Consider the following 7,822-nt stretch of genomic DNA (forward strand, 5'->3'; position numbering starts at 1 on the left):
CCCGCGGGCTCGGGGCGGCGGCACTACGCTGCGGGCTGATGACTGCCACGGGAAAGATCGTGCTGCTCGGCGGCGGGTTCTCCGGGGACCCCGACACGCTGCTCGACGACTTCGTCCTCGCCCACGCCCGGCGCGCTCGGCCGAGAATCTGCTTCCTGCCCACCGCGAGCGGAGATGCGGAAGGCTACATTCAGGGCTTCAGTGCCGCCTTCGAGCGGCAGGACTGCGAGCCCACCCATCTTCCGCTGTTCCGGCGCGACCGCGAGGATCTGCGGACCTTCCTCCTCGGCCAGGACATCGTGTACACCGGCGGCGGGAACACCGCCAACATGCTGGCCGTGTGGCGGCTGCACGGTGTGGACGACATCCTGCGCGAGGCATACCGCCGAGGTGTGCTGCTCTGCGGGATCAGCGCAGGCGCCGCCTGTTGGTTCGACGCCTGCCTGACCGACTCCTTCGGGCCCGTCCGGCCGCTGCATGACGGGCTCGGGCTGCTGCCCGGCAGTATGTGCCCGCACTACGACAGCGAGGCCGAGCGCAGGCCTGCGTACCTCTCGGCCGTCGCCGGCGGCGTACTGCCGGACGGCTGGGCGCTCGACGACGGCGCGGCCGCACTCTTCGTGGACGGACGCCTCGACGACGTCGTCACGAGGACGCCGGGCGCCGCTCTGCACCGGGTCGTCCGGCACGGGGAGGATGCGGTCCGCGAAGAGCCCGGCCTCCCCGCCCGCCTGCTCACACTCACTTGAGCCGTGCCGCGATGCGGGCCCGCATCGCGTTCATGGTGAAGCCCCTCGGATCGACCTTGCCCGGCTGCCACTCCAGATGGCCGATGACCGACCGCGCCGTCCAGCCGTGGCGGCGGCAGACGGCCGCCGCGGCCTTCTCGATGGCCTCCAGCTGGGCGGCGGGCCACGGGTCCTCGCCGTCACCGAGGTTCTCGCACTCGAAACCGTAGAAGTGCCGGTTCCCGTCGGTGTTCGCCTCGTTGTCCGGCGGCAGCAGCTTCTCCGCGATCACGGCGCGCAGGACGTCGTCGTCGCCGAGCCCTGCGTGGTTGGCTCTGCCGTAGCCGACCAGATGGACCTTGCCGTCCTTGTCGATGACTCCGTGACAGAGCGGGCCGGGCAGGGTCGGGTAGCCGTCCCGGCAGATGCGGACGGTGTCGTCGGTGCCGTTGGTGACGGTGTGGTGAATCATCACGCCGTGCACCGGCCCCCATGGGCCCTTGTGATTGCGGTTGCGGGTGCGCCAGTCGCCGACCTGGACGACCGTGAGCCCCTCGTCGCGAAGGGCGTCGAGGAAACTGCTCGCGGACATGGGTAAGGACATGAACGACTCCTTCGTGGGGTGTGGTGGTGCTGGACCGTGGCCGAGCGGAATGGCTCGTACCGGCCTTGTACCCAACACCGTTGCCCGGCCGATCCGTTCGTACGGTGTGCGAGCCGATCCGGACAGCCGGTTCGGGCAGGTGATCCGGATCAGCTGATGCGGACAGCTGATCCGGACATCGGATTTTGGCAGTCGATCCCGGTGGTGATCAGGGTGGTGGGCCGGCCGGGTGCAAAGCGCGTGTCATGCCCCGCACGTTCGCGACTAGTCCCACTCATTTGTGTAATGGCGTGGCGACTCTCCGTGCTGGAAGGCTTTTCCTCGCAGGTCAACCCATGATTGCGAGGGAGTCCCATGTCGGTTGGTTCGGTTGGTGACGAGGTGAGCGAGGACCAGGCGCCGCCGCAGCAGAGTCTCGGCACGGCAGCCGCGCGGAACCTGGCGACCACCACCAAGTCGGCGCCCCAGATGCAGGAGATCACCTCCAGGTGGCTGCTGCGGATGCTGCCCTGGACCCAGGTGCAGGGTGGTACGTACCGGGTGAACCGTCGGCTCAGCTATTCCGTGGGCGACGGGCGTGTCACCTTCATCCAGACCGGGAGCCAGGTCGAGGTCATTCCGGCCGAGCTCGGCGAGCTGCCACCGCTGCGGGGGTTCGGCGACGAGGCCGTGCTCGGCGAACTGGCCCAACGATGCCGGCAGGTGAGGTTCGCGCCCGGCGACGTGCTGGCCACGAAGGGCGAGACGGCGGACCGGGTGTTCCTCCTGGCGCACGGCCGGGTGGAGCAGATCGGCACCGGCCCGTACGGCGACGAGGCGGTGCTCGGGGTCCTCGCCGACGGGTCCTACTTCGGCGACCGCTCCCTGGTCGACGGGGACGCCGAATGGGAGTTCACGGCCCGGGCCGCCACCGCATGCATCGCGCTGGAGCTCTCCCGGCAGGACGTGCTCACGCTCGCGGACCGTGCGGAGTCCCTCGGAGCTCATCTCCTCTCCGTGCTGTCGATCCCCCAGCAGCGGACCAACAAATACGGCGAGGCCGCCATCGACCTCTCCGCCGGCCATGTCGGCGAAGCCGTCGTGCCGCACACGTACGTGGACTACGAAGCGGCCCCGCGCGAGTACGAACTGAGCGTCGCCCAGACCGTGCTGAAGGTCCACAGCCGCGTCGCGGACCTCTATAACCAGCCGATGAACCAGACCGAGCAGCAGTTGCGGCTGACGGTCGAGGCGCTGCGCGAGCGCCAGGAGGACGAGCTCATCAACAACCGGGAGTTCGGGCTCCTGGCCAACTGCGACTACGGGCAGCGGCTGCAGCCCCACGACGGCGTGCCCAGCCCCGACGACATGGACGAGCTGCTGTCCCGGCGGCGTGGCTCCAAGCTCTTTCTCGCCCACCCGCGCGCCATCGCCGCGTTCGGCCGCGAGTGCAACAAGCGCGGCCTCGTCCCCGAGAGCGTGGACATCGGTGGCAACAAGATCCCGGCATGGCGCGGAGTTCCGATCTTCCCCTGCAACAAGATCCCGGTCTCGGACGCCAGGACCACCTCGATCCTGTGCATGCGTACGGGCGAGGACGACCAAGGCGTCATCGGCCTGCAGCAGGCAGGAATCCCCGATGAGATCGAGCCGAGCCTGTCCGTCCGCTTCATGGGCATCGACGAGCAGGCGATCATCTCCTACCTGGTCACGGCCTACTACTCGGCGGCGATCCTCGTGCCCGACGCACTCGGCGTGCTGGAGAACGTCGAAGTCAGCCGCTGGCGCTGACGGGCCCGGGCGCGCTCGGCCCGGCGGGGGCGGCCCGGCGCCGCCCCGTCCCACCCCCTTCACAGAGGACGTGACCGTGATCATGACCAGCACGGACGCCGCCGCCACCGAGGGGCACGAGGCAGCGGCACTCCTGGAGCGCACCCGCATCGCCGTCAATCCCCGGCTGCGCGACACCGTGGAGTCGCTGCCCGGTTCCCTGCGCCGTGTCGCGATGTACCACTTCGGCTGGGAGCACGCCGACGGCATGCCGGCCGCGGGATCGGCGGGGAAGGCGATCCGGCCCGCCCTGGTGCTCGCCGCCGCCCGGGCGCTCGGCGGGGATCCGCAGCACGCCGTGCGGGCCGCGGCCGCCGTGGAACTCGTCCACAACTTCACGCTGCTGCACGACGACGTCATCGACATGGACCGGACCCGCAGGCACCGGCCCACCGCCTCGACGGTGTTCGGCACCCCGGACGCCATCATCGCGGGCGACGCCATGCTCGCCCTCGCGCTGCGGCTGCTCGCCGAGGACCGGCACCCCGGGTCCCCGGCCGCCTCGGCCCGGCTCGCCGCCTGTGTGATCGAGCTCTGCGCCGGCCGGCAGGCGCACTGCGCCTTCGAGCAGTCCGGCCCGCACGAGGTCTCGCTCGACGAATGCCTCGCCATGGTGACGGCGAAGACCGGGGCGCTGCTCGGCTGCGCCTGCGCCCTCGGCGCACTGTACGCGGGCGCGGGCGAGGAAGAGGTCGCGGCCATGGACGCCTTCGGACGGGAGGTGGGGCCGGCCTTCCAGCTCATCGACGATCTGATCGGGATCTGGGGCGATCCCGGCCGTACGGGCAAACCGGCCCGGGCCGATCTGATCGCGCACAAGAAGGCGCTGCCGGTGGTGGCGGCGCTCAGCTCGGGCACCGTGGCAGGGGCGGAGCTGGCCGAGCTCTACGGCCGGGCGATGGACGACGAGGCGGTCCGCCGCGCCGCCGAGGCGGTGGACCGGGCCGGCGGCCGGGACTGGGCGCAGCTCCAGGCGGCCGACCGGATGGCGCGGGCCGTCCAGCAGCTGTCCCGGGCCGTCCCCGACCTCAGGGCGGCTGGGGATCTGCTCTCCCTGGCGGAGTTCGTCACACGCCGCACCCGCTGAGCGCGGACGCCGTACCCGCTGGGCGCGGATGCCGTACCCGCTGGGCGTGGACGCCGCGCCAGGTGCGAAAGCCCGGACCCAACTCTAGGATCGCAGCGGCCAGTTGACGATCACGGAGAGGGGCCCGGGCGTGGGCGTACGGATACGGCAGGCGGGGGAGAGCGACCGCGAAACGGTGGTACGGCTGCTCGACGAGGCGTTCATGCACGACCCGGTGAGCAGCTGGGTCTTCCCCGACGAGGCTCATCGCCGCAGGGTGCACGGCACATTCCTCGGTGTGTTCCTCGATGCCGCGCTCACGGAGGGCCGGGTCGACATGACGGAGGACGGGACGGCCGCGGCGCTCTGGCTGCAGGTGCCGGCCGACCCGCCCGAGGAGGAGGACGACACCCCGGCCCGGATGCGCGAGATCGCAGACCCGGACAACGAGCGGGCCGAGCTCGTCGGGCGGCTGACCGGCGAGGCCCATCCGCAGGGCCGGGCGCACGAGTATCTGCTGCTGATCGCGGTCTCCCCGGAGCAGCAGGGCCAGGGGCTCGGGAGCGCACTGCTCGCACCCGCGCTGGAGCGCTGCGATCGCGAGGGTGTGCCCGCGTATCTGGAGGCGAGCAACCCCCGCAGCAGCAGACTGTACGAGCGGCTCGGCTTCGCCTTCACGGACCGTACGGTCGAGCTGCCCGGCGGCCCGCACATGTGGCCCATGTGGCGGGAGCCCGTCGCCGGACGGGTCACTTCTCAGGGACGATCCGCGTGACGACGGTCTCCACCAGGGCGTTCACGTCCTGGTCGGCGAGCACATCCGGCAGGGTGAAGTGCTCCAGCAGCAAGCCCGTCATGGCCAGATAGAGGGCGAGGAAGGTGTCCGCGTCGCCGGGGAGCCCGGAATCGAGATGGAAGCGCCGGTTCGCATCCAGGTCGGCGCGGATCGCCCGGTTCAGCTCCGCCTGCAGCGCCGGGCGGCGGGTGGCCTCCAGCCGTAGCTCCAGCATGGCGAGGTAGCCGGTCCGCTCCTCGGCCATGCGCCGCACCAGCCACTGCATCAGCTCCACGTAGAGCTCACGGGTCGGCGCGGGCCGCATCGCCTCGTCGACCTGGGCCGGCTCCGGTGTCATCCGTACATGAATCCGGGCGCCGGCCTGGGTGAACAGGTCGTCGCGGCTCGCGAAGTAGTTGGACGCCGTTCCCGCTGGGACACCGGCCTGGCTGTCGACCGCGCGGAAGGTGAGGCCACGGGCCCCTTCGCGGGCGAGCACCTCGATGGCGGCGTCCACGAGGGCGATCCTGCGCTCCGGGTTCCTGGCCATGTCCTCTCGTTCCTCCTCGGCGTGTGTTCTCAACATGCCTTCCGAAAAAGGCTCTTGCTTAACCACTACACATGGAGCACTATAGCTACAGTGGTTCGGCCCGGCCGAACCACGGAGGCGACTGACGTCGTCAGAAACAAATGACCCCGAAAGAAACAGAGGACCGGTTTGCGTAAGCTCACGTACTTCATCGCCTGCTCCATCGACGGCTTCATCGGAGACCCGAGCGGCGATGCCTCGTCCATGTTCAGCTTCGTGGACGCGGAGTACCTGGAGTTCCTGAAGACCGAGTACCCGGAGACCATTCCGGTGCAAGGCCGCGAGGCGCTGGGCATCCAGGATGCCGAGAACAAGCGCTTCGACACCCTGATCCAGGGGCGCGCCAGCTACCAGCTGGCGCTGGACGCCAACATCACCAGCCCGTACGCCCAGCTGCGCGAGTACGTTCCGTCGCGCACCCTCGGGAAGTCCCCCGATCCGAACGTCGAGATCATCTCCGACGACCTGGTCGGCAAGGTCCGCGAGCTCAAGGCGGAGGACAGCGGGCTCGACATCTACCTGTGCGGTGGCTCGCAGATCGCCGGTGAGCTGCTCGACGAGATCGACGAGCTCGTGATCAAGACGTATCCGCAGGTGTACGGCGCGGGCATGCCGATGTTCGGCACGGACTTCGCTATCACCGACTTCGCGCTGGACTGGGTGCGAACCTTCAGCAACGACGTGGTCGTGCGGCAGTACGGCAGGAAGCGGTAGCGGGCGGGCGCGAGCGCTGTTCGTCCTGGGCATGCCGACTTATCCTTGACTCATGGGCAGCGAAGGACGTCGGACCGTCCGCCGCCCGCAGGGTGAGTTCGTCTGCCCGTCCTGCGGACAGCCTGTCGGTTCCGTCATCAAACGACGCAAGGTCCTCGGGGCTTTCGTCCCCGAATGGGCTCCCGGACCGTGCCACAACCCCAGCTGTGCGCTGAGCGCCGAGGGCGCCGAGAGTGCGGGGGGTGCGGGGCGCGCAGGACACCATGAGGACGCGGACGGAGAGCCGACCGCGGGTTCACCCGCCTAGCGTAATCCGGGCGGGACAGCTCCAAGGGTGACCGGCTGTACGGCGGAGCCAGTCATACCGCTACAGTCCGCGCCATGTCATCGGAGTCGACGGATGTGTGGACCGGCTGGTACCGGGACCGCCGGGGTGCGGAAGCGATAGCCATCGCGGTTGCGGCGAGCGGGCAGGAAGTGTGCACCCGCATCAGGGGAATTGAGTATGAGGGTCCCGGTTTCGCCGCCCTGAGCGCGGCGGAATCGGGCGAAGCCCTCGCAGGCTGCGTACTGGAATGGGACCTGCCGCTGCCTGTCGCGCTGGACGGGGCAGTGCAGCAGGCCACGCTCAGCTGCCTGCTGGCACTCGGTGAGCGAGGGGCGGACGGCCGGCCGGAGCGGGTGGATCTGAACCTCACCCTGCACTTCGGCGGCGCGGCGTACGAGTCAGGTATCGCCGGCGGTGGCTTCGACGAGGCGCTCGGGCGCATCCGGCGGCAGTTGCCTGCGGGCGCGGAGTTCGGGCGGAGGCTGCTGGAGAGCGCCTGACCGGCACCGAGGCACGACGGACCCGGGCGAGCGGCTCCCCGCGGCAGGGGTCCGCAGCCCCACCCGCCCTGATGTCACGTGTGGCCCTCCCAGCGCCAGCGGGGCGTCGGGCCGGGGTCGCCGAGGTCCTCGCCCACCGGAGAGGCCGAGACCTCGCGGGCGATCTTGGTGCCCCAGTCGAAGTACTCGACGACCCGCCGCCGCAGCAGCTCGTCGTCCGGGAGTTCCTTGTCCACCGCCGCGGTCATCAGCTCCATCCAGCGCAGCCGCTGCTCCTCGGTGATCGACAGTCCGAGATGGGCGCGGAGCAGGGCCTGGTGGCCGCCGAGCGCCCCGGTGAACCGGGCCGGGCCGTCGAAGACCTCGGCGACCCAGACGGCGACGTGCTCCACATGCGTGGGCGTGAAGTGTGCGAAGACCGGAGCCAGGAGGGGATCGGCGAGAACGGCCTCGTAGAAGGTGGTGGACAGCCGTTGGAGGGCCTCGGCGCCACCCACGGCCTCGTACAGCGTCTCTGGGCGTTCGGTCATCCGGTCCTCCCGGTAACGGCTCCGGCCTGTTGCACGGTCACAGGGGATTCAACCCCAGCCGGCCCGCTTCCACGCCCGGATTGACATCCTCCGCAGCGAACTCCGCAACGAACTCCGCAACGAACTCCTCAACGGCCGTGGCCGGTTCGAAGCCGACCGGAAAACGCCCCGTGCCCGGG

The 7,822-nt window shown here is 70.1% G+C and carries 9 protein-coding genes; 6 read left to right on the top strand and 3 right to left on the bottom strand.

Translation table 11 applies throughout. The features are described 5' to 3' along the window. Positions 1 to 38: 38 nt before the first annotated feature. Positions 39 to 749: a Type 1 glutamine amidotransferase-like domain-containing protein gene (locus tag ACWGI8_RS35025; RefSeq protein WP_453667205.1), complete on the top strand. Its 711-nt coding sequence runs from the start codon at positions 39 to 41 to the stop codon at positions 747 to 749. Here ACWGI8_RS35025 and ACWGI8_RS35030 read toward each other — a convergent pair. Next, positions 742 to 1,332: an N-acetylmuramoyl-L-alanine amidase gene (locus tag ACWGI8_RS35030; RefSeq protein ID WP_453667207.1), complete on the bottom strand. Its 591-nt coding sequence runs from the start codon at positions 1,330 to 1,332 to the stop codon at positions 742 to 744. The genes ACWGI8_RS35025 and ACWGI8_RS35030 overlap by 8 nt on opposite strands. A 354-nt stretch (positions 1,333 to 1,686) precedes the next feature. On the opposite strand from ACWGI8_RS35030, the gene ACWGI8_RS35035 reads away from it, so the two are divergent. The 3 genes from ACWGI8_RS35035 to ACWGI8_RS35045 all read left to right on the top strand — a co-directional run bounded on the left by ACWGI8_RS35035 (position 1,687) and on the right by ACWGI8_RS35045 (position 4,982). Next, positions 1,687 to 3,102, top strand: a complete 1,416-nt coding sequence (locus tag ACWGI8_RS35035) for a family 2B encapsulin nanocompartment shell protein (RefSeq protein ID WP_453667208.1) — start codon at positions 1,687 to 1,689, stop codon at positions 3,100 to 3,102. A gap of 82 nt (positions 3,103 to 3,184) precedes the next feature. Next, positions 3,185 to 4,228 (top strand): family 2 encapsulin nanocompartment cargo protein polyprenyl transferase, encoded by a 1,044-nt coding sequence (locus tag ACWGI8_RS35040; protein WP_453667209.1) that lies wholly within the window; start codon positions 3,185 to 3,187, stop codon positions 4,226 to 4,228. Positions 4,229 to 4,358: 130 nt separating this feature from the next. Further along, positions 4,359 to 4,982: a GNAT family N-acetyltransferase gene (locus ACWGI8_RS35045; RefSeq protein ID WP_453667219.1), complete on the top strand. Its 624-nt coding sequence runs from the start codon at positions 4,359 to 4,361 to the stop codon at positions 4,980 to 4,982. Here the strand turns inward: ACWGI8_RS35045 and ACWGI8_RS35050 are convergent. Then, a complete protein-coding gene (locus tag ACWGI8_RS35050) occupies positions 4,957 to 5,532 on the bottom strand; it encodes a TetR/AcrR family transcriptional regulator (RefSeq protein ID WP_453667211.1) in 576 nt (191 codons plus the stop codon). The genes ACWGI8_RS35045 and ACWGI8_RS35050 overlap by 26 nt on opposite strands. Positions 5,533 to 5,700: 168 nt before the next feature. Between ACWGI8_RS35050 and ACWGI8_RS35055 the strand changes: the two genes are divergently transcribed. Both ACWGI8_RS35055 and ACWGI8_RS35060 read left to right on the top strand, forming a co-directional pair. Next, the gene (locus tag ACWGI8_RS35055; protein WP_453667213.1) at positions 5,701 to 6,285 is read left to right on the top strand and encodes a dihydrofolate reductase family protein; all 585 of its coding nucleotides are present in this window, start codon (positions 5,701 to 5,703) and stop codon (positions 6,283 to 6,285) included. Between the two features lie 381 nt (positions 6,286 to 6,666). Further along, the gene (locus ACWGI8_RS35060; protein WP_453667215.1) at positions 6,667 to 7,113 is read left to right on the top strand and encodes a DUF6304 family protein; all 447 of its coding nucleotides are present in this window, start codon (positions 6,667 to 6,669) and stop codon (positions 7,111 to 7,113) included. A 74-nt stretch (positions 7,114 to 7,187) separates the two neighbouring features. Here ACWGI8_RS35060 and ACWGI8_RS35065 read toward each other — a convergent pair whose 3' ends face one another. Beyond that, positions 7,188 to 7,643: a group II truncated hemoglobin gene (locus tag ACWGI8_RS35065; RefSeq protein ID WP_453667217.1), complete on the bottom strand. Its 456-nt coding sequence runs from the start codon at positions 7,641 to 7,643 to the stop codon at positions 7,188 to 7,190. Positions 7,644 to 7,822: the final 179 nt, after the last annotated feature.

The organism is Streptomyces sp. NPDC054841, assembly GCF_053611045.1.